This window comes from Roseomonas sp. USHLN139, from assembly GCF_037145735.1.
In the GTDB taxonomy this organism is placed as follows: domain Bacteria; phylum Pseudomonadota; class Alphaproteobacteria; order Acetobacterales; family Acetobacteraceae; genus Pseudoroseomonas.
The window spans coordinates 119,293-143,520 of record NZ_JBBCWY010000009.1; the positions used below are offsets into that span (position 1 = coordinate 119,293).

Consider the following 24,228-nt stretch of genomic DNA (forward strand, 5'->3'; position numbering starts at 1 on the left):
CTCCTGCCAGAGCCCATATCACGCCCCTTCGCCGACCTGGCTTGAGGCGTCGCTGATAGGCGACGGGGCGCCAAGTGCGCACGTGCGCCACCGGCAGTCCCCGTAAATTGCCGCTCCGCCGTTCCGGCCGTTCCGGGATTGCATTAAGGGTTGATATGTCAGGAGAAATAAGGGAACGGCAGTTTCTGCGTTGCCGTTCCATTTGCCGTTCCGCCTCATTCCGGCTGCCCGCTCCGAGGCTGCAAGCTCGCTCCCTGAGCAGATGGTCGGTTTGTGGACGCCCAGGCGACGCATTCCATGCCGGCAGTCTTCGGAATTTTCCGTTCCGCCGTTTCAACCGTTCCGCAGCGCTCTAAGGGTCTGAAATTTATTCATAAAGTGAGGCCGGGAGAGTCAACCTTACCGTTCCGCGCTAGTCCATTTGCTGTTCCACCCCGAGGGGCTGAGGCTGGCCGTGCCGCGCGCCTCCGTAGGCCAGCGTCAACGGCGCTACCCCCTTTAAGCCAGGATACGGGGCGGGCGCTTCCCCCTGTCCCGGTCGAGATAGCGGCCGGGCAGGGGCTACAGCTCGCCAGTCCATGTGTGGTCCTCGGTTCGGTGGTGGGCACACCTTGACTGGCACAGGCAGCGCCGACCCTTACGGCTGCCGCTGCCCTTTGGCAGAGCACGCCGCTGCGCCGCAGGTCGGGGCAAGTCATTGCGGCCTCCGGCCTACGTGTGGCGCGCCCTGGGCTAGCACTGTCTGGCGGACGCGGTAGTTCAGGACCTCCAACAGCTCCGTCAAGAAGCTCATCCACCGGCCCCGCTCCGCGGCGGGACCCCCGAGACGCGTCCAGCGCGACGGAAGGCACGGCGGACGCTGACGGTAGGCATGGGCGGGGCACCTAGGTCCAGCTTGCCCGCAAGCGGCCCTGCGGCCGCCCTCAGGCCCCCTGGCGGCCCGGAACGCGGCGACCGGAACGGAAGGTGGCGAGGCGGTGCCTACCCACACCGCGGTCGCGCTGGCGTTGCAAGCAGGCGCGCGCGTCAGTCGCAACGCGATCAGCTGCCGCCAGAGCCCGTGCCATGCCTTCCAGAAGAGGCCTTGAGAGACGCCGGCAGATTAAGCTGGGGCGGCTGTGGTTTGCTAGCCACCGTACCCGTGAAGAGGCTGACGCCAGCCTCCTCTGTGTAATGGGCCAGGGGATGCCGACTGATGCGGCGCCTCTCCCCAAGCCACGATACGAGGCTGGCTGTTCCACCCGTTCCGGCCGTGTCAGCAGCCGGGCGGACTACAGAACGCCAGTCCATGTCGCGGCCGCCGGCGCGGTGGCGGGGCGCGCGCTGGCTGGTGTCGGTGGCAAAGGTTCACTCGATGACGACGTGGCGCCCCTTCAGACCGCCCCCCCCCTCTTGCTGCAGAAGCACGCCGCTGCGTCGCAGGGCAGGCGCCAGGCGCCAGGCGCCGCAGCCGTTTCCCCAGGGAGGGCGCGTCCCGCGGCCAATCCCGCTGCTTGATTCTGTCCAGCGAGACGCGCTGATTCAGGGCCTCCAGCAACTCGGTCGGGGAGCACATCCACCGTCCGCGCTCTTCTGCAAGGCCGCGGATTGCAAGGGCCAGCGCGTCGGCCTCGATCACTCCCGCCACCGCCGCGGCCCTGTTCTCTTCCAGGGCGGCCAGCATCTCGGCTTCTGTCCACCCGAAGGCCGGCCCCATGGCGGCACTCAGCCGGGCGAAGTCAGCCATGCGGGGGAGGCGATCGATATGCAGGTTGGGCAGACGCACTATGGCGGTGCGCAGCCGTCCAGCAGAAGCGCCAGGTTACCCGTCTCCCCGCGCAGAGCACTCGTTGGCCGTCCAGCCGCCAGCTTGTCCGCCATCGCTACACGAAGCAGCAATGGCGAATCGAAAGCTAGATAGATCACTCAGCAAGCAAGCCAAGGCGTGAACTGCCGGTTGAGGCGCCATCCCGGCATCTCAATCTATGAAGCGAGTTTCAAACTAGCCGACGCTTCCGAGCGCTGAGCTTTAGCTCCTGTGCGCGAACTGCTTTTAGCCCTCACCCGCTCAAGCCTTGAAATGGCTGGCTGACCATTCGGAAGAACTGCCGGAAGAAATGCAGAGAGCTTTTTGATATTAGGCTTGTAGTTTCGTGCTTCAGAAAAAATTACTTCCATGTCTTCGAGGGCATCCAGGTCTCGAACAATAGTTTTTGCTGTCTTTCCGGCATATTCTTCCGCGATTTGAGGCGAGAGCCCCCTAATATCCCTGAACTCTACACCTTCCCAATGCTCGGAGATGGCCAACGCCAACATCCGCCTTCGCCGACTAGTTGCGGTTTTCTCACTTTTAAATAGTTCATGAACATAATTCGACCATGTTACTTCAATGTGCTCACCTCGAATCACGGATATCTGCTCGCGCAGCTGCTCGCATAGGCCTTGGCATGCGTACTCAATAAACTTCAGAACATCTCCACCGCTTTTGCTGGCGTACTCTAACTGGCGATAATACTCAGTTCTTGTCTGATTGTAATAATTGCTGAGCAGGTGAGCGGCAGAAGAAGGAGCTCCTGCCTCCAGCAATAGGCGAACTTCGACCATCCGTGCTGTGCGACCATTTCCATCGCCAAATGGGTGAATCCAAGCAATGTACAGATGCGCAAAGATTGCCTTCATGACCCCGAAGACAATATTCATGCCTTCTATGGGTTTGAAGTCGGTATTGAGCCAATCGCACATCTTTTGCAGGAGGTACTCGCAGTCCGCTGCAGGTGCCCCCAGGTATCGACCAACGGTAACACTATGCTCGCGAATTTCACCGGCGACTGCGGGTTCCTCGATCTTTAGGCCTTCAAGAATTTGGGAATTGTACCGCTTTAGATCTTCGACAGTCAGGGGCTTACCCACATCATCCCAAAGCCCATTTGCGGCATTCAGGACATTGTCGATTTCCTTTCCAAGATACTCTTTGGAGGGAGGCAATTTGAGTTCGCCGGCAATTCTCTTGCCTACCTCTTCTTCGCTAAGAGTGTTGCCTTCGATTGCCGTGGTGGCCATCAGCCCCTTAGCAAGGAAGATCGAGTGGAGATGGCTCTGAACTTCGGGGCGCAGGGGGGCGCCAGCGATGTGCTCGCACTTACTCTGGATCTCTCCGAACGCTAGCCAAACCTTTGCAGGAAGGCGGCTATTATCCACCTTGAAGCTGATCCAAGGATGTGTCCGCTCATATGTCCTTTGATCTGTCATCGCTTTTGTCCGCGCAAGCCTATGTTTAACAGGGCGAAAACCGGAAAATTCAGGCTTCCGTGTCCTGCTGTTGCGCATAGATAGAGCCGGTTTTGGGCGGTAACACCACCTGATTCTGCATGGCATCGTGACAATCGTTGCAAGGGCCTCGATGGACAAGGAGCGATGTGACATGCGCTCCTGCCGCCCTCTCACGGTCCACTCGCCATCCCTGGCGACCGCATGCACTCCGCCGAGAGCGGCATCGGCCAGCGCTAGTCTGCGTATCGCGACGGCACGGTGGTACCCTGCCGCTTTGAGGCACAGGCCGGTGGACGCCTGTTCAGGGCTTCAGCCGACTTCCGTCCATCCGATGCGGCGCAGCAAAGCTGGCGCCAGGTATATGAAGCGGTCATCAGGCAGGGTGACGTATAGCCACCCGTCCCGGCCTGAGATGATTTCCGCGCCGGGCTCGGCGAGGTAACGCACGGCTCGCGCCTCTAGGCTCCCTGGCGGCCAGGAGCGGGACGGCAGGAAGGGCAGCGGATAGGCCGGTGGCGAGGCCACGTCCGTCGCCATCGCGGCGGTGCTGCCGACCTCTCCGGCAGGGGGCGCTTCGGCCGCAACGCTATCAGCTGCCGCCAGAGCCTGCGCAATTTCTTCCTGAGAGGCCTTCAGAGCCGCCAGCAAATCGGGTTGGGGCGGCTGGCTTGCTCGCCACCGCACCCGCCCGCCTTCCAGAAAGATGCTGACGCCAGCCTCTTCTGCGCGCTGGATCAGGGGATGCTGGCTCATGCGGCGCCTCCCCCAAGCCACGATACGAGGCTGGCTGTTCCGCCCGTTCCGGCCGCGGCGGCAGCCGGACCGGCTACAGGTCGCCAGTCCATGTCGCGGCCGGCGGCTCGGTGGTGGGCGCGCTTTGGCTGGCGTCGGCGGCACCGGCCCACTCGATGACGACGTGGCGCCCCTTCCGACCGCCCCCCTCTTGCTGCAGAAGCACGCCGCTGCGCCGCAGGGCGGGCGCTAGGCGCCGCAGCCGCTTCCCTAAGGAGGGCGCGTCCCGCGGCCAGTCTCGCTGCTTGATCCTGTCCATTGAGACGCGCTGATTGAGGGCTTCCAGCAGCTCGGTCGGGGAGCACATCCACCGGCCGCGCTCTTCGGCGAGGCCGCGGATGGCGAGCGCCAGCGCATCGGCCTCGATCACTCCCGCCACCGCCGCGGCCCTGTTCTCTTCCAGGGCGGCCAGCATCTCGGCTTCTGTCCACCCGAAGGCCGGCGCCATGGCGGCACTCAGCCGGGCGAAGTCAGCCATGCGGGGGAGGCGGTCGATATGCAGGTTGGGCAGCCGCGCCATGGCGGTGCGCAGGCCGTCCAGCAGCAGCGCCAGGATGCCGGCACGCGCGGCTTCGAAGTCCTTCCACACCTCTGCCTCGGGCTTGCGCTTGTCGTCGGGGATCGTCGGCAGGGTGAGGCTGATGGCTCGGTCAGCGAGGTCGCCGCGTGCCAACAGGGACGGGATGCCGTCCAGTAGAATTGGGTTCTGCACGAAGACGGTGCTTTCCTCCCCGTTGGTGTAGAGCATCCGCTCGCCGAAGCCGCCGCCCGAGGCGATGCGGCACAGGGCGTCGGCCATGTCCGCATCCAAGCTGGAGAGGTTGTCGAAGGCCAGCACGCGGCTGTTGCGCGCGGCGATGACCAGATCGCGCTCTTCGCGGGGCGTGGCGCGAGCATCGGCGTGGTTCGGGTCGACGAGGTAGCGGATGCTACTGCGGCCGGATGCTCTTCCATGTGACCCTACGCGGGTCATGAGCTGAGGGAGACACCGAGATGACCCACTACGCCGGGATCGACGTCTAACTGGAGACGAGCAGCATCTGCATCGTGGACGCGCAGTGTGCGATCCAGCGCGAGTTCAAGGTGGAGAGCGAGCCGGCGGCCACGGCCGCGGCCCTGATGGGCACCGGCCTTCCTTTCAGCTGCGTTGGCCTGGAGGCCGGACCCCTGTCGCAGTCGCTCCATGCGGGTTTGGCCAAGGCGGGCTTGTCGGTGGTGCACCTCGAGACCCGTCAACTGCGTGCCACGACCAAGGCGATGCCGGTCAAGACCGACCGGAACGACGCGCGGGCGATGGCGCAGGTGGGGCGCACTGGCTGGTATAAGGCGGTGCACGTGAAGTCGGAACTATCGCAGGCGCTGCGCGCCTTGCTCAGTGGCCGCAGGCTGCTGGTGGCCAAGCTGCGCGACCTCGACGACGGTATTCGTGGCTTGCTGCGTGGTTTCGGGCTTAAGGTCGGGCAGTTCAGCGAGGCGGCTTCCCGTGGACGTGTGCGCGAACTTACCAAGGGCCAGGTGGGAATGCAGGCGCTGATGGAGCCGCTGTTGCACGCCTGGGATGGGGTGCGGACCGGACGCGATCGCCTGCACCGCCTGGTGCTTGCGGGTCTGCGCGACGATGACGTCTGCCGCAGGCTGATGACAGTGCCAGGTGTCGGACCGGTGACGGGGCTGACCTTCTGCTCCGCCGTCGATGATCCAACGCGGTTCAGCCGCTCGCGAGCCGTCGGCGCTCGCTTTAGCCTGACGCCGAGACGCTACCAGTTGGATGAGACGGATCGCGTCGGGCACATCAGCAAGCAGGGCGACAGCCTGGCACGACAGGCCCTCTATGACGCCGCGAACGTGCTGCTGACCCGCACCGGCAAGTGGTCGGCGCTTAAGAATTGGGGCCTTGCTGTCGCCGGACGCATTGGGCATGCGCCGAGCCAAGGTGGCCGTCGCCCGCAAGCTAACCGTCGCGTTGCACCGGATGTGGCGCGACGGCACCGAGTTCTGCGTTCCCCTGCGGTGAAGGCCGCCTTCCGACATGGGCCTGAATCTGTCTTGTGATCTTATCGACGCTCGTAAGAGCGTTGCTAAGAACAGGTGCCGGATTGAATGGAGATCATCACTGGCATTGAGCGCCGTCGCCAATGGCGGGTGGAGGACAAGCTCCGGATGGTGGCGGAGGCTGAGCGTCCTGGTGCTTGCTTTGTCGAGGTTGCCCGCAGGCACGAGGTGAGCAGCAGCATGCTGTGGGCATGGCGCAGGCAGGTGCGGCGGGGGAGACTGGTGGCCGGTCCGGCGGCGATGTTCGTGCCGCTGCAGGTATCGCCGGATGGTCCTGCCGCGCCGCCCGGCACTGCGGTCGTGCCGATGGCGGCACCGACCCAGGCGAACCCGGTCGCCGCCGGCTAGATCGAGATTATCTTACCTGTCGGCACGGTGATCCGCATTGGCGAGGCGATCAGCGCCGCTGCCTTGCGGCGGGTGATGGCGGCGCTGCGCGCATGATCCCAACGTCTGCGAGCCTGTGCGTCTGACTGGCGGTGGGCTATACGGACATGCGGCGCGGCCTGGCGCTGCAGGTGCAGCAGGCGCTCGGGCGCGATTCCTATGCCGGAGATCTCTATGTGTTTCGGGGCAACCGCGGCTTTCGCGTTGCGGTGCGAGCAAAGCCTGGAGCAGCCGTTCAGTGAAACGTTCCTAAAAACACTACTCTCTGCGGTCCGCCGCGGCCTGCAGCGGCAGCCGCAATGTCGCCAGCGTACCGCGCCCCTGGACGCTGGCCAGCTCTAGCTGCCCGCCATGCGCCTCGGCGATCGCGACCACGGTCGCCAGGCCCAGGCCACTGCCGCCGCCGCGGCTGCGGGCCGCGTCACCGCGGAAGAAAGGCTTGGTGACATGCGGCAGGTCGTCCGTGGCGATGCCGGGGCCGCGGTCGCCGACCAGCAGCAGCACCTCGGTGCCGGACACCGTCACCTCGACCCAGGGGTCGCGGCCGTAGCGGAGCGCATTGGCGACCAGGTTGGTCAGCGCCCGCTTCAGCGGTACGCGGCGGCCTGGGACGATGGCCCGCTCGTCCAGGCTGTGCTCCATCACCACCTGGCCCGCCTCGAGGAACTCGTCGACCACCGTCCGCGCCAGGGCGGAGACCGAGACCGGGCGCAGCGGCTCGCTGCTCGGCTCGCCGCTGCGCAGATAGGCCAGCACGTCCGCCACCATCGCCTCCATCTCCGCCAGGTCCTGGCGGATCGGGTCGGTGGCGCCCGGCGGCAGGTCCTCGGCGCGCAGCCGGAGACGGGCGATCGGCGACATCAGGTCATGCGACAGCGCGCCGAGCGCCAGGGTGCGCTGGCGGAAGGCGTCATAGGTGCGGGCGGCCATGGTGTTGATCGCCTCGGCCAGCTGGCGCACCTCGCGCGGGCCGGAGGAAGCGACCGGCGCCGGCGGCCGGGCAAGGTCGAGTCGCGCCACCGCCGCGGCCAGCGTGGCGAGCGGCCCGGCGATCAGCCGCGAGGCGAAGGCCATGGCCGCCAGCAGGCTGATGCCGAACAGCCCGAGATAGGCGTAGAGCAGGCGCATCTCGGTGGAGATGATGTCGGTGCTGGACAGGCGGATCTCGAGCCAGGTGCCGTCGGCCAGCCAGGCCAGGCCGACGATGCCGATCAGATGGCCCATCGAGGGGTCGAAGGTGCCGGATTGGATGCGCAGCGCCCGCACGGGCTTGGCCAGCGACAGGGCGCGTTCGGAAATCCGCCGGAAGGCCGGCTCGCCCGCCTCTTCCGGCTCCGGCAGCCAGCCGGTGATGCGCCGGACGGCGAGGTCGGGCTGCGCCAGGGCCGCCGCCACCGTGTCGCGCTGGGCAGCCGGGACGGCGTCGAGCGTCTCCAGCAGCGTCGCCATCCGCTGTGCCAGGATCTCCTCGATGCTGCGGTCGACGATAGCGCGCTGCAGGTAGTCGTGCAGCCCGACCACGGCGCCGAGCAGCAGGACGAAGCCGATCAGCAGCGTCGCCAGCGTCTGCCCGAGCAGGGTCGCCGGGAAGACCCGGCGGATCAGGCCCACAGGACCGGGCTCGTCAGCATGTAGCCGCTGCCGCGGATGGTGCGGATCAGGTCGGCGTCGTTGCCGAGCTTGGCGCGCAGGCGGCTGATCTGCACGTCCATCGAGCGGCCGAGCCCGCCATAGGGCCGGTTGCGCGCCAGGTCGAGCAGCTGCTCGCGGTTCAGCACCTGCTGTGGCCGCTCGATCAGCGCCAGCAGAAGGTCGTATTCGCCCCCCGTCAGCTCGACCTCGACGCCGTCGACCCGGCGCAGCTCGCGCCGGCGCGTGTCCAGCGTCCAGCCGTCGAAGCGCGCCAGGCTGCGCGCCGCGACCTGGACCGAGGAGGGCGCGCGCCCAACGCGGCGCAGCACGGCGCGGATGCGGGCCAGGATCTCCCGCGGCTCGGCGGGCTTCACCACGAAGTCGTCGGCGCCGAGCTCCAGGCCCAGCACCCGCTCCACCGTCTCGCCCAGCGCGGTCAGCAGGATGACGGGCACGTTGCTGCGCATCCGCAGGCCGCGGCAGAGATCGAAGCCCGACTGCCCCGGCATCATCACGTCGAGCACGATGGCGTCGACCGGGGCGGTCTCCATGATCAGCGCCATCTCGGCGCCGTCGGCGGCGCCGGTGGCGCGGAAGCCGTTCCGCCGCAGATAGGTCAGCAGCAGCCGGCGCAGGTCCTCGTCGTCGTCGACGACCAGGATATGCTTGATGTCGGCATCGGCAGGCGGCGTGCCTGGCGGGACGCCCGGCGGCACGACAGAGTCATCCTCCGCAGGAAGCTGCGGCATGAAGCGTCTCCCAGGCCCCGGACATGGCGGGGTCGGCCGGTGGTCGCGCCCGGCGCGCGCCGGCACCCCCGGCTGCGCGCCGCTTTAGCGGCGTGGCGGCGGCGGATGCCAATGACCCTTCGGAGGGGCAGCCTTGCGTCGGCCACGCCCGCCGTTGAACGGCACCGGGCCAGGGAGGATTGCCCCCCGGCCCGCGGCCTGCTGGTTGGCGGCGTCAGCTGCCGGGGTTACGCGCCTGCGCCCGGGCCGCCTCGAGCTGGCGCTGGCGGCCTTCCGCCTCGGCCATGTGGCGGGCCAGCGGGTGGCCGTCATAGGTGCGGCCGAAGGCGTCGCTGCTGGGCGCGTTGTTGCCCAGCGCCAGGCTTTCCTCGAGCGCCGGCAGCTCGCGCTCGGAGACCGGCATGGCGTTGCGCAGCGGGCTGCCCAGCGGCTGGAAGCGGGGCCCGGCGCCCATGCCGCCGCGCGTCACCTCCATGCGCTGGGCCGTCGGATTGCCGGCGGCGAGGCTGGTCTCGTTGGCCATGGCGGCGCCGGCGCCGAGCGAGAGGGCGATGGCGAGGGCGGGGAATGCGATCCAGCGGGAAGACATGATGTCTGAGCTCCTGTCGGTTCTTGATGTCTGGCGTGTGAGGAGGTGGGAGGCGGTGAGGAAGGCGGCGGCGTCCGGCGATGCGCGGCGGCAGGTTTCCGAGAGCGGGCCCGGGGGGCGGGCCGTCCTAGGGTCCGGGGCGGCTGCCCTGGCTGGCTGCGTCGGTCATCGTCTTTCTCCTGAGGCCTTCCGTGGCCTGCCCCCTGAATGTGCCCGCGGCGGGGGCGGCATCAAGCAGCGCGGAACCGGCTTTCCGACGGACCCGCGAAGTGATGCGAAGCAGACACATTCCGCAATATACAGTTTAGGCTTCCGAAACGCTGTTGACCGATGAGAAATGAAAGACGATCGGCGGCGGGTTTCGCCGGGTCTCGCGCCGATGACGGAGGCCTTCCCATCGATGTCTTCGTCGTTATTGTATACTGTCGCGGGTATTTGCGGGAACAGGCAAGATTGTTTTCGATTCTGCTGGAATTTTTGCTTGCACCTCCAGCGACTGGAGGTTCTAGCCTCCGCCCGCGCCAATCCGGCTGCCGGAGACCTTCAATGCCCGCCCCCCCTTCACGCGGCCTCGCCGTCGCCGCCCTGCTGATCCTCGGTGCCTGCGGCGCCACCCCTGTCGAGCGGATGCGCGAACAGGACCCCGTGGCGCTCGGCCGTTTCCCCGCGGCGCGCGACGCCGTCGCCGCCTGCATCATCGACGAGGCGACGCAGCAGGGCCGGATCACCGCCAACCATGCCGACGGCCAGAGCGACCGTCTGCGCATCACCATTTCCGAGCTGCGTCCCAGCCAGGGCCACAGCACCCGCCTTCATCCACGCATGGACGTGCTGGTGGCGCCGCTGGGGCCGACGGAGAGCGAGGTCACCCTGCGCCTGGCTGCGACCCTCTTCCCCGACCGCCCGGCGGTGGAGGAGGTGCGGGCCGGGCTGGCCGAATGCCTGGGCCAGCCGCGGACCGTCCGGTGACCCCGCAGGCCAGACCGATGCCTTCCGCCGCGCGGAGCTGGGCGATCGCCATCGTCGCGGGGCTGCTGGCCCTGGCGGTCGACCAGGTCAGCAAATGGTGGATCCTGACCGAGGTGATGGACCCGCCGCGGCTGATTCCCATCACCGGCTTTCTCAACCTGACGCTGGGCTACAACCGCGGCGTCAGCTTCGGCCTGCTCGCGACGGACAGCCCGGCGACGCCGATCCTGCTGTCCGGCCTCGCCTTCGCCATCCTGCCGCTGATGGGCTGGTGGCTGGCGAAGGAGCCCCGGCCGCTGCACGGCGCCGCCTTTGGCCTGATCGCCGGCGGCGGACTCGGCAATGTCGTGGACCGGCTACGCCAGGGCGCGGTGACCGATTTCATCGACGTCCACGCAGCAGGGTACCACTGGCCCGCCTTCAACCTCGCCGACACCGCGATCTTCCTGGGCGCCGCGCTGCTTATCGCCGCCACCCTGCTTCCGTTGCCGGCCGAGGCGCCGGCAGGGACCGTGGGCAGGGATGGCCTGGCCGGAGCGCCCCGCCATGACACCTGATCGCGCGGATGCGGCGGAAATGCTTCAATCGAGCAATGTGACGAGACGCTTCGATGCGTGACATCGTCTTGCGGCTGACCTAGAAGCCGCCCGGCATGGCTTCCGCCAGGACGTTTTCCTTCATCGCCACCTGCCGCCGGGTTTTCGCGGCCGCGCTGCTCGCGTGCCTCCTGGCCGTGGCGGCGACGCAGGGGCATGGCCTGGCGCAGACCCAGACCCAGACCGGCGGCACGCCGCAGGATGTCCTGGTCTCGATGCAGCAGGGGCCGCATGGCGAGGTCCCGCAGCCCGACCAGGCGCTTTGCGAATGCCTTCATACCGTGTGCAGCAAGCTCGTCGCCCGCGCGCCTGAACTGGCCGCGACGTCGGCCACCCCCGCGCTGCGGGCACGGCTTTTTGCCGGCCGCTCGCGGGTGCTGCTCTCCGGCGTCGTCGACCAGCTGAGCCGGCCACCCCGAGCCTAGCCCTCAGGCACTCTCCCGGCCGGCGCCCTGCGTGGTGCCCGGCCCTGCTTGAACGGCTTTCCTCAGGTGTTTCCCCCATGCTTCCCAAGCTTACGCTGGCGGCTGCCTGCGTGCTGCTGTGGCCGACGCTCGCCCAAGCCCAGCCTCAGACCCAGGCCCAGACCCAGTCGGTGGTGCCAGGCGCCCTCCTGCTCACCTCGCCGGCCCAGGCGATCGGCCAGGCGCTGCAATCCTCCCCTGTCCTGCGCGGCGCCGGCTTCTCCCGCGACGCGACCTATGCCGACCGGCTGCAGGCGCCGCTGCGTCCCAATCCGGAGCTGAACACCAGCTTCGAGAGCTTCGGCGGCATGGGGGGCAACGGCGACAGCCGCGGCCTGCGCAGCCTGGAGACGACGATCGGCCTGTCGCAGCGGATCGAGCTCGGCGGCAAGCGAGCCGCGCGAATCGGCCTCGCCGACCGCGGCGCCGAGGTCGCGGGCTTCGAGTTCACCGCTGCCCAGCTGGACCTCGCGCGCGACGTGACGGTCGCCATGGCCGCCGCCGAGGCCGCGACGCGCAGCCTGGCGGTCGAGCGTGACCGGTTGCGCCTGGCGGGCGAGACCCTGCGCGCCGCCCGGCTGCGGGTCGATGCCGGGCGCGACCCGCTGCTGCAGGCCGAGCGCGCCGAGGTGACCCGCGCCACCGCCGAGATCGCCATGGAACGCGCCGAGCGCGAGGCGGAGATCGCCCGCGGCGAGCTTGCGGTGCTGATCGGCGTGCCGGCGGTGCAGCTCGCCGCGCGCCAGCCCTGGTTCGACGACATCGGCCCGGCCGTGCCGGCGCCCGTGCCGGCCGACCCGCTGCAGCGGCTGGGGGCCAATCCGGACCTGGCCCGCTTCGAGGCCGCCATCGCCCAGCAGCGCGCCAACGTGACGCTGCAGCGCTCAACGGCCGTGCCGGACGTCACGCTGAACGGCGACGTGCGCCACGCGCGCGACAGCCGCGAGACCAGCTTCGTCGCCGGCGTCAGCATTCCGCTGCCTTTCTCCGACCGCAACCAGGGAGGCATCGCCCGGGCGAATGCCGAGCTGCTGCGCGCCGAGACCGAGGCGCAGCGCGGGCGCGCGGCACTGGTCGCCGAGCTGCTGGCCACCGAGCGCCGCCTGGTGCTCGCCTGGCGGGCTGCGCAGAGCCTGCGGCGCGACGCGCTGCCGGCGGCCGAGCGGGCGGCGCGTTCCGCCTCGGCCGGGTTCGGCGAGGGCAAGTTCTCCTTCCTCGAGGTGCTCGACGCCCAGAAGGCCCTGTCCGACACCCAAGCGCAGCTGGTCGAGACCACCCAGGAATTCCACACCCGCCGGGCCGCGCTGGAGCGGCTGCGCGGCGAACAACCCTCTGGAGCTCGCCGCTGATGCGCCGCGCAACTCTCCTCGCCAGCGCCGCCATCGGCGGGCTGGCCTTCGCCATCGCCTTTCCCGCCGTCCCGGACCAGGCGCGGCTGCTGATGGGGCTGCAGGTCCCTGCCGCCGCCGGCGCCGCCGAGCCCACTCCTGCTGCCAAGCCTGACACCCATGCGGAGGGCGAGGAAAGCCATGGCGAGGAAGGCCATATCGCCATGACCGACGAGCAGGTCGAGGCCTCGGGCATCGTGGTCGCCGCCGTCGGCGGCGGCCAGCTGCTTCGCCGAGCCGCGGTGCCCGCCGTGCTGGCCGCCAGCCAGGACCGCCAGGCCAAGGTGACCCCGCGCCTCGGCGGCATCGTCGCCGAGGTGCGCCACAGCCTGGGTGACGAGGTCGCCCAGGGCGAGGTGCTGGCCGTGCTGGAAAGCCGCGAGGTCGCCGACGCCAAGGGCGAGTTCCTGGCCGCCGGCCGCACCGCCGCCCTGGCCGAGACCCTGCTGGCGCGGGAGAGCCGCCTCTGGCGCCAGCGCGTCTCGGCCGAGCAGGATTTCCTGCAGGCCCGCGCCACGGCCGAGGATGCCCGCATCAAGCTCGACCTGGCGCGGCAGCGGCTGCTGGCCCTGGGCCTGGCGGAGGCCGAGATTGCGGCGCTGCCGCGCCAGCCCGCGGCCTCGCTGCGGCGGCTCGAGCTGCGCGCGCCGATCGCCGGGCGCGTCACCGCCCGCGCCGCCATCCTGGGCGGCAATGCGGCCGCCGATGCCGAGCTCTTCTCGGTCGCCGACCTGTCGGTGCTCTGGGTCGAGATGACCATCCCGCCGCGCGACCTGCCGATGGCGCGGCAGGGCCAGGCGGTCGCCATCCAGGGCGAGGGGGAGGCCCGTGCCGAGGCGCGCATCATCTTCCTCAGCCCGGTGCTGGATCCGGAGACGCGCTCGGCACGGGCCGTGGCCGCGCTGCCCAACCCGGACGGCGCCTGGAGCGCCGGCGGCTTCGTCACCGCGCAGCTGACCACCGGCGCGCAGCCGGTCGACCTGATGGTGCCGCGCGGCGCAGTGCAGGAGGTCGAGGGCAAGCAGGTGGTCTTCCTGCGCAACGAGGAAGGCTTCGAGATGCGCGAGGTCGCGCTCGGCCGCGAGGATGCCGAGAATGTCGAGGTGATCTTCGGCCTCGACGAGGGCGCGCGGATCGCGGTGGGCAACGCCTTCGTGCTGCGGGCCGAGCTCGGCAAGTCCGAAGCCGGTCACGGGCATTGAGGACCGCAGCCCGATGATCGGTCCCATCCTCGACTTCTCCGTCCGCAACCGCTGGACCGTGCTGCTGATGGCGCTGGTCGCCATCGGCATCGGCGGCTGGGCGCTGACCCGGCTGCCGATCGACGCCACGCCGGACATCACCAACAACCAGGCGCAGATCAACACCGTCGCGCCCTCGCTCTCGCCCTACGAGATCGAGAAGCAGGTGACCTTCCCGATCGAGACGGCGCTGGCCGGCATCCCGGGGCTCGAGAGCACGCGCTCGATCTCGCGCAACGGCTTCAGCCAGGTCACCGCGGTCTTCAGCGAGTCGACCGACATCTACTTCGCCCGGCAGCAGGTGCTGGAGCGCCTGATCGAGGCGGGCGAGAGCATGCCGGAGGGCGTCGAGCCGCGGCTCGGCCCGGTCTCCACCGGCCTCGGCGAGGTCACCATGTGGACGGTCCGCTTCGCGGCGCGGCGCCAGGGCGACGTCGTCGCAAATGGCCGTCCAGGCTGGCAGGCCGATGGCAGCTACGTCACGCCGGAAGGCGAGAAGCTGGCCAGCGAGGCCGACCGCGCCACCTATCTGCGCACCGTGCAGGACTGGATCATCCGCCCCGAGATCCGCAACATCCCCGGCATCGCCGGAGTGGATGCGATCGGCGGCTACGTGAAGCAATACGTGGTGCAGCCGGACCCGGCGCGGCTGATGGCGCTGGGCCTGAGCTTCGGCGACCTGACCAGCGCCATCGAGCGCAGTAACGTCTCCACCGGCGCGGGCTATATCGACCGTGGCGGCGAGGGCTTGGTGGTGCGCTCCGGCGGCCGGGTGACCAGCGTCGCCGAGCTGGAGCAGGTGGTGGTGACGACCCGCGAGGGCGCGCCGATCCTGCTGCGCGACGTCGGCCGCGTCGCCATCGGCCAGGCGCAGCGCACCGGCAGCGCCAGCGGCAACGGTCAGGAGATGGTGGTCGGCACCGCGCTGATGCTGATCGGCGAGAACAGCCGCACCGTCGCCGCCGCCGTGCATGCCCGCGTCGAAGGCCTGGGCCGCATGCTGCCGCCGGGCATCGAGGCGACCGCCGTGCTCGACCGCGGCATCCTGGTCGACGCCACCATCCAGACGGTGGCGAAGAACCTGGGCGAGGGCGCGCTGCTCGTCATCGTCATCCTGTTCCTGATGCTGGGTAACATCCGGGCGGCGATCATCACCGCGCTGGTCATCCCGGTGACCATGCTGTTAACTGCCTTCGGCATGGTGCGCGGCGGCATCTCCGCCAACCTGATGTCGCTCGGCGCGCTCGATTTCGGCCTGATCGTCGACGGCGCCGTCATCATCACCGAGAACAGCCTGCGCCACCTGGCCGAGCGGCAGCACGAGAAGGGCCGGCTGCTGACCCTCGAGGAGCGGCTGCGGACGGTCGCCGACAGCGCCAAGGAGATGATCCGGCCTTCGCTCTACGGCCAGGCCATCATCATTCTGGTCTATGCGCCGCTGCTGACCTTCACCGGCGTCGAGGGCAAGATGTTCATCCCGATGGCGCTGACCGTCATCCTGGCGCTGGCCTTCGCCTTCGTCTTGTCGATGACGCTGGTGCCGGCGCTGATCGCCATCTGGATCACCGGGAAGGTGCAGGAGAAGGAGGTCGCGATCGTCCGCGGCCTGAAGACGGCCTATGTCCCGCTGCTGAACCGCACGCTGCGGGCGCCGCTGCCGGTGATCGGCCTGGGCGCGCTGCTGTTCCTGGGTAGCCTGACGCTGTTCTCCAGGCTTGGCCAGGAATTCATCCCGACGCTGGACGAAGGCAACCTGGCGATGCAGGCGCTGCGCATCCCCAGCACCTCGCTGCAGCAGTCGCAGGCCATGCAGTCGGTGCTGGAGCGCCGCATCTCGCGCCTGCCGGAAGTGCAGATCATCTATTCGAAGACCGGCACGGCGGAGGTCGCCTCCGACCCGATGCCGCCCAACGCCTCCGACACCTTCATCATCCTGAAGCCGCGCGACCAGTGGCCCGACCCGTCGCTGTCCAAGGCCGAGCTGGTCCGCCGCATCGAGCAGTCGGTCGCCGGCATCCCCGGCAACGCGCTGGAATTCACCCAGCCCATCCAGATGCGCTTCAACGAGCTGCTGGCGGGCGTGCGCGGCGACCTGGCGGTGAAGGTCTTTGGCGACGAATACGGGCCGATGCTGCAGGCGGCGAGCCAGATCGCCACGATCCTGAACAGCGTGCAGGGGGCGGCCGACGTCAAGGTCGAGCAGGCGACGGGCCTGCCTTTCCTCGAGGTCACGGTGAACCGCGCCGAGGTCGCGCGGCGCGGCCTCAGCGTCGCCGATGTCCAGGCGGTGCTGGCCACCGCCGTCGGCGGCCGCGAGGCGGGCATGGTCTATGAGGGCGATCGTCGCTTCGCCATCGTCGTCCGCCTGCCGGAGGCGATGCGCAACAACTTCGAGGCGCTGAAGAGCCTGCCGGTGCCGCTGCCGCCGATCGCCGGGCGCCCGGCCAGCTCGGTGCCGCTGCAGCAGCTGGCGAGCCTGACCGTGGTGCAAGGGCCAAACCAGATCAGCCGCGAGCAGGGGCGGCGCCGCGTCGTCATCCAGGCCAATGCGCGCGGCCGCGACATCGGCTCGATCGTCGCCGAGGCGCGGGCGCGGGTGGAGCGCGAGGTGCAGCTGCCGCCCGGCTACAGCGTCACCTGGGGCGGCCAGTTCGAGAACCTGGCCAAGGCCCGCGCCCGGCTGATGGTCGTGGTGCCCGCCTGCTTCGCGCTGATCCTGGTGCTGCTCTATGCCGCCCTGGGTTCGGTGCGGGACGCGCTGGTGGTGTTCAGTGGCGTGCCGCTGGCGCTGTCCGGCGGGCTGCTGGCGCTGTGGCTGCGGGGCCTGCCCTTCTCGGTGCCCGCGGCGGTCGGCTTCATCGCGCTGTCCGGCGTCGCCGTGCTGAACGGGCTGGTCATGGCCAGCTCGATCAAGGACCTGCTGGCGCGCGGCACGCTATCGCTTCGGGATGCCGTCTTCCAGGGGGCCACGACCCGGCTGCGGCCGGTCGCCATGACCGCGCTGGTGGCCTCGCTCGGCTTCGTGCCGATGGCCATCGCCACCGGCGCCGGGGCGGAGGTGCAGAAGCCTTTGGCCACCGTCGTCATCGGCGGGCTGATCAGCGCGACGCTGCTGACCTTGCTCGTGTTGCCAGCGCTCTATGTGCGCTTCGGCCGCGTCGCCCGGCCGGCCGAGGCGGAGGCCGCGGCCCCGGCGCCTGCGCCGGCGGAATGACACCCTTGGCATGACATCGGCGCCGCCGCGGTGGCGGCGCCCTTCCAGCCTTCGATGTGGAAAGGAAACACGATGAGGAAGCTTCTTCTCGCCGCCTTCGCGGCGGCCAGCCTGGCCGGGCCTGTCCTGGCCCAGGGGAATGTTGCCCCGGGCAGCGCCGGCGGCGGGCATGGCCATGCCGACCAGGGCCCGCATGGCGGCCGCATGCAGGATGTCGTCGGCGTCCATGCCGAGCTGCTGGTGACCGAGCGCAAGGTCACCATCCATCTCTACGACGAGGGCAGCAAGCCGGTGCCTGCGGCGGGCTTCTCCGGCTCGCTGCTGATCGGCACCGGCCAGGCGCGCGAGGTCGTCCAGCTGGTCCCGGGCGAGGGCAACAGCCTGGTCGGCGAGGCCCGCACCGCGCCGGCCCGCGGGGCGGCGGTGACGATGCAGATCAAGAACCCGGCCGGGCGCAGCGCCCAGGCGCGTTTCTGAGGAACGGGACGGCGCCGGCCTGGAGCGGGCGCCGTCTCTCCTTGCCCATGGGACATTACTGCGACGTCACTTTGTCTGCGTAAGCGCCGACCTTAAGGTGTAGCTGAATCTACACTCTGGAGGACCGGCATGAGCCTGGCCGAGACCACGCAGCCCGCCGCGCGACCGGACAGCCTCGGGCCGCCCAGCCTGCCGGAGGTCAACCGCTCCGTCCCCGTCCCCAATGCCGGCAGCGCGCTGAAGCGCTTCTTCGCCTTCTTCGGCCCGGGCTACCTGGTCGCCGTCGGCTACATGGATCCGGGCAACTGGGCGACGGCGCTCGCCGGCGGCTCGGGCTACGGCTACACGCTGCTGAGCGTCGCCCTGGCCTCCTCGCTGATGGCCATGCTGCTGCAGGCGATCTGCGCGCGGATCGGCATCGCCACGGGGCGCGACCTGGCGCAGCTCTGCCGCGACCGCTTCCCCAAGATCGTGGCCTATCCGCTCTGGCTGCTGGCGGAGCTCGCCATCTGCGCCACCGACCTGGCCGAGCTGATCGGCACCGCCATCGCGCTCGAGCTGCTCTTCGGCATCCCGCTGCTCTACGGCGTCATGCTGACGGCGCTCGACGCCTTCCTGATCCTCTGGCTGCAGCACAAGGGCGTTCGCTGGCTGGAGGCGCTGATCCTCGGCCTGATCCTGCTGATCTTCGGCTGCTTCGCCACGCAGATCGCCCTGGCCGACCCGGTCTGGGGCGACGTGCTGCGCGGCTATGTCCCGGCCCGCTCGATCGTCACCGACCAGACCCAGCTTTATCTTGCCCTCGGCATCCTCGGCGCGACCGTGATGCCGCACAACCTCTACCTGCACACCGCGCTGGTGCAGTCGCGTGACGTGGCCCCCACGGTCGCGGCGAAGAAGGAGGCGATTCGCTTCGCCACCCTCGACAGCACCATCGCCCTGGTGCTCGCGCTGTTCATCAACTCGGCCATCCTGATCACCGCGGCGGCCACCTTCCACACCAGCGGCAATACCGAGATCGCCGAGATCGGCGACGCCTACCGGCTGATGGCGCCGCTGCTGGGCAGCGGGCTGGCGGCGACGCTCTTCGCCCTGGCACTGCTGCTCTGCGGCATCAATGCGACGGTGACCGCGACGCTGGCCGGGCAGGTGGTGATGGAGGGCTTCCTGCGGTTCCGTCTGCCGCCCTTCCTGCGCCGCCTGCTGACGCGGCTGGTGGCCATCGTGCCGGCGGTTTTGGTCACCTGGTTCTACGGCGCCTCCGGCACCGCCCAGCTGCTGATCCTGAGCCAAGTGGTGCTGTCGCTGCAGCTGCCTTTCGCGATCATCCCGCTGATGCTCTTCGCTTCCGACCGCGCACGCCTCGGCGCGTTCACCGCGCCGCGCTGGCAGCTCGTCCTCGGTTGGTCGATCGCGGCGCTGATCACCGGGCTGAACGTGAAGCTGCTGCTCGACATGATCCTCGGCGGCTGATCGCGCCGTCGGCGGGGCGGAGGAGGCCGAAGGCAGCCCTCCTCCTGCCGGTCCAGTCGCCCGTCGCGCCTGCTGCCTCGCCGCAGAATCATGTCCCAGCCTCAAAACTTCACCTTTGACGGCATCGCCGCGCGATTCGGGCCGAGGCTCTTGCACATCGCCGCGCTGCAGCGTTTCCGATCGTGTCGCGAGACGTGCAGCCATTAACAATCCGGCGCCAGGATTGCTCGATTGTAAATGGAATGCTGGGTTCCAATAATGCTTGGCATCATTGAGCTGCAGTATTGCAGATGCCTCGCGCCGCTTCTTGTTCGGTTGCGTCGGTGAAGCGCATAGAAACTCGGGGCAACAAACACCCGAGGAGCAATGTTATGGCGAAGGCTGGAGCACTTTTTCTGCTGCTGGGCGCAGCGACGATCCTGTCCGGCTGCGGCGCCAGCCGGGGCGTCGACACGGCGCAGGCGGCGCCGCGTTCGATCAGCGGCGTGGTCTGCCCGCCCGCTGGCCTTGTCGCGGTGCGTGACGACAACACGCATGTCCGCTACGCCGGTGCCGACCCGTCCGACCCGGGCACCTGCCTGGTCAACACGCCGGGCGGCGCGCCGCAGCGCATGGTGGGCGGGCTGATCAGCACGCATCCCGTCAACGACGCGCAGCGTCGCGAGGCGATCGCCGGGCTCTTCCCGCTGGCGGTCGGCAAGTCGACGAAGGTCAGCTATTCGCTGGTCAGCGCGCTGGTGCCGCATCCGCAGTTCTTCCCGACCGAGGAGACCTTCCGGGTCGCCGGTGAGACCTCCTACAACCTGAACGGTGCGGCGCGGCCGGCCTGGGTGGTCGAGGGCGGAATGCGCAGCCAGATGGATCCGGCCGGCAACTACACGATGATCTACAACATCGACAAGGAAACCGGCGTCATCCTGTCCTACACGCTGACGTCGCGGACCGGCGGCAACCTCTTCGCGCGTCCCTTCCGCGTGACCCAGTTGGAAGTCGCCAGCCGATAAGGCGAAGCTGGCGGGCTGGCCATCGTCAGGGGCCAGCCCGCAACCTCGCAGCATTGCCGGACGTAAACCGGAGCAACAATCGAGGTCGCTATATTTCTTCCAGGTTAACGCTGTATTCCTAAGTAATTCAGGGGCGCATCAACGATATTCGGCGTCTCATATTGAATTGTTATTCTCTCTTCGCTGCCGCTCTTAAGACCAGGGGCAAGCAACGCCCTAGGAGCAGGATCATGGCGAAGACAGGTGCAATCCTTCTGGTGCTGGGGGCGGTCGGCCTTCTGGCGGGATGCGCGCAAACCACTGGCGCGCAGAGGCCCAGCGCGCAGGCGCCGACCAGCACGGCACCGATCGCCGGCGTGGTCTGCCCGCCGGCCGGCACCGTGGCGGTCCGCAACGACGTCCTTCGCGTCCGCTATGCCGGCGCCGATCCTGCCGATCCGGCGACCTGCCTGCTGCGCAATCCCGACGGTTCCACGCAACGTCTCGTCGGCGGCCTGATCAGCACCCATCCGGTGAACGACGCCGAGCGTCGCGCCGCGATCGCCGGCCTCTTCCCGATGGCGGTCGGCAAGACGACCCAGGTCAGCTACTCCCTGGTCAGCGCGCTGGTGCCGCATCCGCAGTTCTTCCCCTTCGAGGAAAGCTTCCGTGTCAGCGGGGAGGGGCGTTTCGACCTCAACGGCGCGAACCGCCCGACCTGGGTGGTCGACAGCGTGCTGCGCAGCCAGATCGACCCGCAGGCGAATTACGACATGCGCTATGTCGTCGACCAGCAGACCGGCGTCGTCCTGGCCTTCAACATGACCTCGCGCACCGGCGCCAATCTTTTTGCGCGCCCCTACCGCGTCACCGAGCTCGAGCTGCCCGGCCAGCCCTGATTTCAAGCGGGCCGGCATCCCATCGTGCCGGCCCTTCCGCGCCTTGCCGGAGACGGCTTGGGTCGCGCGCCCCGTTCGGACCCCTGTACGCATTCCTGGAACGGGACGGGGTCAGCAGCAGATCGAAGGAGGCTCACGGCATGTCCCTGGGCAGAACAATCCTGACGGCCCTCGCCGTCATGGCCGCGCTCGTCGCGACCCCAACCTTCGCCAATGAAAGCGACAACGCCGTCGGCGACCCTCTGGCCACGCCGATGGCTGTGACGCGAGGCGCCATGGGCGCCGGCGGCGCGGGTGAATCGCAGTCTGCCATGGGCAGTCCCTTCGCACGGCGGATGGCGACCACCCGGCGGCATCTGCCGGTCTTCGAGGAAACCCTGGCGCTCACCAACAATGCGCCGGCCAGCGACGCCGACGGCATCAGCCATGATGGCCACCCGCTGTCCCGCCATCTCCGGCACGAAGGCCGGCATGCGCCGCCGTGACCTTCGGGGTGTCCAGCCGCGCTCGCCGCTTGGCCAGGTCCTCGACCCCGCGGCCAGCAGGAAGAGAAGTTCAATCCTGGCCGTTCGCAGGCCTGATTTGTCTCGAGATGTTTCTGGATTGGTTCAAAATAATAATGGAAGAATTCAATCTAGAAATATTTGAGGGTAAATTCGAAAATTCACGAATTAATTTCTGATTTATTGTTGTCGGTATTTTCCTTGGTTCGTAGAGGGAGCCCGTTCCCCATCGGAGTCAGAGATTTGATCTTCCGCACTCTTGCTGTCGGCGCCCTGGCGGCGACGCTCGGCAGCCAGGCCCATGCCCAATCCACGCCCCCGGCAGACGGCCTCTCCTGGTCCGGCATCCGTCCGACGCTCCGCCTGGCGGACGGCAACTTCACCATGACGCCGGTGGCCCGCCTCGACCTGCATGCCGGTTCCTATTTCGGCCAGCCGGACGGTCTCGGCGACCGCTTCTCCAGCGGCGCCAACATGCGTCGCGGACGCCTCGGCCTGCGCGGCACCGCCGCTCAGGACTTCAGCTATAACTTCACCTGGGAATTCGGCCCCTCCACGCCGCAGGAGCCGCCGCGCGGCGGCCGCATCTTCGAGGCCTCGATCGCCTATAAGGGCATCAACGGCGTGAACCTGCAGGTCGGCGCCTGGACCCTGCCGCATACCCTGGCCTATGCCAGCAGCTCCTCCGAGCTGCTGACGATCGAGCGGCCGAGCATCACCGCCATGGCGACCAGCGTCGCCTCGGGCGATACCCGCTTCGCCGCCGGCGGCGAGGTCTTCGGCAAGCGCTTCTACGGTTCGGCCTTCGCGACCCAGGGCGTGGCCTCCACCCCCTATGACAACGACCAGCGCGGCGTCGTCGGCCGCGCCGCCTGGCTGGCGCTCGATGCCGAGACCAAGGTGCAGCTCGGCTTCAACGGCGCCTTCCAGGCCGATCCCGGCTCGAACAGCGGTTCGTCGCAGCGCTTCCGCGACTATCCCGAGCTGCGGCTGAACAGCTTCCGCTACATCGACACCCGCAGCATGGCGGCCGATTCCTCCTGGGCCTATGGCCCCGAGCTGTCCGGCATGGTCGGCAAGATGCATTACGCGGCCGAGTACCAGATCATCGGCATCGACACGCCCAGTGGTCCAAGCCGCAGCTTCGATGGCTGGTACCTCAACCTCGCCTATCCCCTGCTGGGCGAGCCGCGCCGCCGTGCCGACAACAATGCGACCTGGCGGCGCGGGCGTGCGGCCGACATCGACTTCAATCAGAACTGGGGGGCGTTGGAGGCCGTCGCCGGCTACAGCACCGTCGATCTCAGCGACAGCCCTGTCCGTGGCGGCCGTCAGTCGATCTGGACCGCCGCGCTGAACTGGTATCCGACGCAGCAGCTGAAGCTGACGACGCAATACCAGAATGGCAGCCTCGGCCTGCCCGGGCGCGACCGTGACTTCCAGAGCCTGGCTTTCGCGGTGGTCTTCAGCCTCTGAGGGTGAACGGCGCATGGCTCGACCGAGCCATGCGCCCGAGGCCTGTCGATCCTGCTTGAAGCTCTAGTCACTAGAGGTTGCATATCCTGCGTCGAAACGACATCGAGGTTCCCGACATGGACAGGATCGACGGGCGCGGCCCAGGACTGACGGTAAAGGCGGCCCACCATGGGCGCTGAGGCAGGGCATGACCACGACCACGGCACGCGCGTCACCGCAGGCAGCGAGCGGCGCGTCCGTTTCGTCCTGATCGGCACTGCGAGCTACGCCGTGGTGCAGGCCATCGGCGGCTGGTTCTCTGGCTCGCTCGCGCTGATCGCCGATTCCGGCCACATGGTTTCCGACGCGGCGGCGCTGCTGCTGGCGCTGATCGCCTATCGCGTCGCGGCGCGGGCGCCGGATGCAGCGCGCAGCTACGGCTTCCACCGCGTCCGCGTGCTGGCGGCGCTGGCCAATGGCGCCACCTTGCTGCTGCTGGTGGCCTGGATCACCTGGGAGGCGATCGGCCGCTTCCGCGCGCCGACCGAGGTGCTGGCAGGGCCGATGCTGATCGTCGCGGCCATCGGTCTTGCCGTGAACATCATCGGCGCGCTGGTGTTGCGCGGCGGCGACCAGGGCGACGCCAATCTGCGCGGCGCGCTGCTGCATGTGATGGGCGACCTGCTGGGCTCGGTCGGCGCCATCGCCGCGGCCGTCGGCATCATGCTGACCGGCTGGACGGTGCTGGACCCGATCCTCTCCGTGCTGGTCGCGGCGCTGGTCGTGCGGGCGGCCTGGAGCCTGGTCACGGAGTCCCTGCAGGTGCTGCTGCAGGCGATGCCGCGCGGACTGGATGGCGCTGCCGTGGAGCAGGATGTCCTGTCCGTCCCGGGCGTCGCCGAGGCGGGTCATTTCCATGCCTGGACCCTGTCCGACCACAGCGTGGTGGCGACCCTGCATGTCGCGCCGACGCCGGGCGCCGATCCGCTGGCCCTGCCGTCGGCGGTGGCCGCGCGGCTGCACGCCATGCACGGCATCGACCATGTCACCGTGCAGGTCGATCCGCCGGGCCGCATCGCAGCAGCCCGGCATTGAGCGCCGGAGCGCGATCGAGGC

21 protein-coding genes and 1 pseudogene are annotated in these 24,228 nt (G+C 68.7%); 16 read left to right on the forward strand and 6 right to left on the reverse strand.

Going from position 1 to position 24,228, the window contains the following annotated elements; all coding sequences use genetic code 11:
* Positions 1-1,962: 1,962 nt before the first annotated feature.
* The 3 genes from WFI16_RS21870 to WFI16_RS21880 all read right to left on the reverse strand — a co-directional run bounded on the left by WFI16_RS21870 (position 1,963) and on the right by WFI16_RS21880 (position 4,879).
* Complete coding sequence (locus tag WFI16_RS21870; protein ID WP_419899971.1) at positions 1,963-3,177, reverse strand: Fic family protein; 1,215 nt, start codon at positions 3,175-3,177, stop codon at positions 1,963-1,965.
* A gap of 381 nt (positions 3,178-3,558) precedes the next feature.
* Positions 3,559-4,002: a hypothetical protein gene (locus tag WFI16_RS21875; RefSeq protein ID WP_419899972.1), complete on the reverse strand. Its 444-nt coding sequence runs from the start codon at positions 4,000-4,002 to the stop codon at positions 3,559-3,561.
* Between the two features lie 73 nt (positions 4,003-4,075).
* A complete protein-coding gene (locus tag WFI16_RS21880) occupies positions 4,076-4,879 on the reverse strand; it encodes a hypothetical protein (protein ID WP_419899973.1) in 804 nt (267 codons plus the stop codon).
* Between the two features lie 185 nt (positions 4,880-5,064).
* On the opposite strand from WFI16_RS21880, the pseudogene WFI16_RS21885 reads away from it, so the two are divergent.
* The 3 genes and pseudogenes from WFI16_RS21885 to tnpB all read left to right on the forward strand — a co-directional run bounded on the left by WFI16_RS21885 (position 5,065) and on the right by tnpB (position 6,722).
* A pseudogene (locus WFI16_RS21885) lies at positions 5,065-6,055 on the forward strand (IS110 family transposase).
* Between the two features lie 86 nt (positions 6,056-6,141).
* Positions 6,142-6,441, forward strand: a complete 300-nt coding sequence (gene tnpA / locus WFI16_RS21890) for an IS66-like element accessory protein TnpA (protein ID WP_419899974.1) — start codon at positions 6,142-6,144, stop codon at positions 6,439-6,441.
* A gap of 131 nt (positions 6,442-6,572) precedes the next feature.
* Positions 6,573-6,722: an IS66 family insertion sequence element accessory protein TnpB gene (gene tnpB, locus WFI16_RS26955; RefSeq protein WP_442970721.1), complete on the forward strand. Its 150-nt coding sequence runs from the start codon at positions 6,573-6,575 to the stop codon at positions 6,720-6,722.
* Positions 6,723-6,738: 16 nt separating this feature from the next.
* On the opposite strand, the gene WFI16_RS21895 is transcribed toward tnpB, so the two are convergent.
* From WFI16_RS21895 to WFI16_RS21905, 3 genes are all read right to left on the reverse strand, one after another.
* Positions 6,739-8,091 (reverse strand): ATP-binding protein, encoded by a 1,353-nt coding sequence (locus WFI16_RS21895; RefSeq protein WP_419899975.1) that lies wholly within the window; start codon positions 8,089-8,091, stop codon positions 6,739-6,741.
* Positions 8,082-8,861, reverse strand: coding sequence for a response regulator transcription factor (locus WFI16_RS21900; protein ID WP_419899976.1), 780 nt, complete (start codon positions 8,859-8,861; stop codon positions 8,082-8,084). The genes WFI16_RS21895 and WFI16_RS21900 overlap by 10 nt, the downstream gene beginning before the upstream one ends.
* Positions 8,862-9,075: 214 nt before the next feature.
* Positions 9,076-9,450, reverse strand: a complete 375-nt coding sequence (locus WFI16_RS21905) for a hypothetical protein (protein ID WP_419899977.1) — start codon at positions 9,448-9,450, stop codon at positions 9,076-9,078.
* Between the two features lie 546 nt (positions 9,451-9,996).
* On the opposite strand from WFI16_RS21905, the gene WFI16_RS21910 reads away from it, so the two are divergent.
* The 13 genes from WFI16_RS21910 (at position 9,997) to WFI16_RS21970 (ending at position 24,207) form a co-directional block, all read left to right on the forward strand.
* Positions 9,997-10,419, forward strand: coding sequence for a hypothetical protein (locus tag WFI16_RS21910; protein WP_419899978.1), 423 nt, complete (start codon positions 9,997-9,999; stop codon positions 10,417-10,419).
* 17 nt (positions 10,420-10,436) lie between these two features.
* Positions 10,437-10,976: a signal peptidase II gene (gene lspA / locus WFI16_RS21915; RefSeq protein WP_419899979.1), complete on the forward strand. Its 540-nt coding sequence runs from the start codon at positions 10,437-10,439 to the stop codon at positions 10,974-10,976.
* Positions 10,977-11,071: 95 nt separating this feature from the next.
* Complete coding sequence (locus WFI16_RS21920; RefSeq protein ID WP_419899980.1) at positions 11,072-11,440, forward strand: hypothetical protein; 369 nt, start codon at positions 11,072-11,074, stop codon at positions 11,438-11,440.
* A 77-nt stretch (positions 11,441-11,517) separates the two neighbouring features.
* Entirely contained in the window at positions 11,518-12,828 is a 1,311-nt protein-coding gene (locus WFI16_RS21925) for a TolC family protein (protein ID WP_419899981.1), read from the forward strand.
* Positions 12,828-14,069, forward strand: coding sequence for an efflux RND transporter periplasmic adaptor subunit (locus WFI16_RS21930; RefSeq protein ID WP_419899982.1), 1,242 nt, complete (start codon positions 12,828-12,830; stop codon positions 14,067-14,069). Before WFI16_RS21925 ends, WFI16_RS21930 begins: the two co-directional genes overlap by 1 nt.
* A 13-nt stretch (positions 14,070-14,082) precedes the next feature.
* The gene (locus WFI16_RS21935) at positions 14,083-17,322 is read left to right on the forward strand and encodes an efflux RND transporter permease subunit (RefSeq protein WP_419899983.1); all 3,240 of its coding nucleotides are present in this window, start codon (positions 14,083-14,085) and stop codon (positions 17,320-17,322) included.
* 72 nt (positions 17,323-17,394) lie between these two features.
* Positions 17,395-17,799, forward strand: a complete 405-nt coding sequence (locus WFI16_RS21940; protein WP_419899984.1) for a hypothetical protein — start codon at positions 17,395-17,397, stop codon at positions 17,797-17,799.
* A 129-nt stretch (positions 17,800-17,928) separates the two neighbouring features.
* Complete coding sequence (locus WFI16_RS21945) at positions 17,929-19,272, forward strand: Nramp family divalent metal transporter (RefSeq protein ID WP_419899985.1); 1,344 nt, start codon at positions 17,929-17,931, stop codon at positions 19,270-19,272.
* A gap of 371 nt (positions 19,273-19,643) precedes the next feature.
* Positions 19,644-20,276, forward strand: a complete 633-nt coding sequence (locus WFI16_RS21950; protein WP_007003883.1) for a hypothetical protein — start codon at positions 19,644-19,646, stop codon at positions 20,274-20,276.
* Between the two features lie 230 nt (positions 20,277-20,506).
* Positions 20,507-21,154, forward strand: coding sequence for a hypothetical protein (locus WFI16_RS21955; protein WP_419899986.1), 648 nt, complete (start codon positions 20,507-20,509; stop codon positions 21,152-21,154).
* 140 nt (positions 21,155-21,294) lie between these two features.
* On the forward strand, positions 21,295-21,639 hold the full coding sequence (locus WFI16_RS21960) for a hypothetical protein (RefSeq protein ID WP_419899987.1): 345 nt from the start codon (positions 21,295-21,297) through the stop codon (positions 21,637-21,639).
* Between the two features lie 261 nt (positions 21,640-21,900).
* Positions 21,901-23,133, forward strand: a complete 1,233-nt coding sequence (locus tag WFI16_RS21965) for an OprO/OprP family phosphate-selective porin (protein WP_419899988.1) — start codon at positions 21,901-21,903, stop codon at positions 23,131-23,133.
* A 168-nt stretch (positions 23,134-23,301) separates the two neighbouring features.
* Positions 23,302-24,207 (forward strand): cation diffusion facilitator family transporter, encoded by a 906-nt coding sequence (locus tag WFI16_RS21970; protein WP_007003887.1) that lies wholly within the window; start codon positions 23,302-23,304, stop codon positions 24,205-24,207.
* The last annotated feature ends 21 nt before the right edge of the window (positions 24,208-24,228 follow it).

Coding starts and splice junctions, on each gene's coding strand:
- WFI16_RS21875 (WP_419899972.1), bottom strand. CDS start 4,002: ATGAGCCAGCATCCCCTGATCCAGCGCGCAGAAGAGGCTGGCGTCAGC.
- tnpA (WP_419899974.1), top strand. CDS start 6,142: ATGGAGATCATCACTGGCATTGAGCGCCGTCGCCAATGGCGGGTGGAG.
- WFI16_RS21900 (WP_419899976.1), bottom strand. CDS start 8,861: ATGCCGCAGCTTCCTGCGGAGGATGACTCTGTCGTGCCGCCGGGCGTC.
- WFI16_RS21905 (WP_419899977.1), bottom strand. CDS start 9,450: ATGTCTTCCCGCTGGATCGCATTCCCCGCCCTCGCCATCGCCCTCTCG.
- WFI16_RS21910 (WP_419899978.1), top strand. CDS start 9,997: ATGCCCGCCCCCCCTTCACGCGGCCTCGCCGTCGCCGCCCTGCTGATC.
- lspA (WP_419899979.1), top strand. CDS start 10,437: ATGCCTTCCGCCGCGCGGAGCTGGGCGATCGCCATCGTCGCGGGGCTG.
- WFI16_RS21920 (WP_419899980.1), top strand. CDS start 11,072: ATGGCTTCCGCCAGGACGTTTTCCTTCATCGCCACCTGCCGCCGGGTT.
- WFI16_RS21925 (WP_419899981.1), top strand. CDS start 11,518: ATGCTTCCCAAGCTTACGCTGGCGGCTGCCTGCGTGCTGCTGTGGCCG.
- WFI16_RS21930 (WP_419899982.1), top strand. CDS start 12,828: ATGCGCCGCGCAACTCTCCTCGCCAGCGCCGCCATCGGCGGGCTGGCC.
- WFI16_RS21935 (WP_419899983.1), top strand. CDS start 14,083: ATGATCGGTCCCATCCTCGACTTCTCCGTCCGCAACCGCTGGACCGTG.
- WFI16_RS21940 (WP_419899984.1), top strand. CDS start 17,395: ATGAGGAAGCTTCTTCTCGCCGCCTTCGCGGCGGCCAGCCTGGCCGGG.
- WFI16_RS21945 (WP_419899985.1), top strand. CDS start 17,929: ATGAGCCTGGCCGAGACCACGCAGCCCGCCGCGCGACCGGACAGCCTC.
- WFI16_RS21950 (WP_007003883.1), top strand. CDS start 19,644: ATGGCGAAGGCTGGAGCACTTTTTCTGCTGCTGGGCGCAGCGACGATC.
- WFI16_RS21955 (WP_419899986.1), top strand. CDS start 20,507: ATGGCGAAGACAGGTGCAATCCTTCTGGTGCTGGGGGCGGTCGGCCTT.
- WFI16_RS21960 (WP_419899987.1), top strand. CDS start 21,295: ATGTCCCTGGGCAGAACAATCCTGACGGCCCTCGCCGTCATGGCCGCG.
- WFI16_RS21970 (WP_007003887.1), top strand. CDS start 23,302: ATGGGCGCTGAGGCAGGGCATGACCACGACCACGGCACGCGCGTCACC.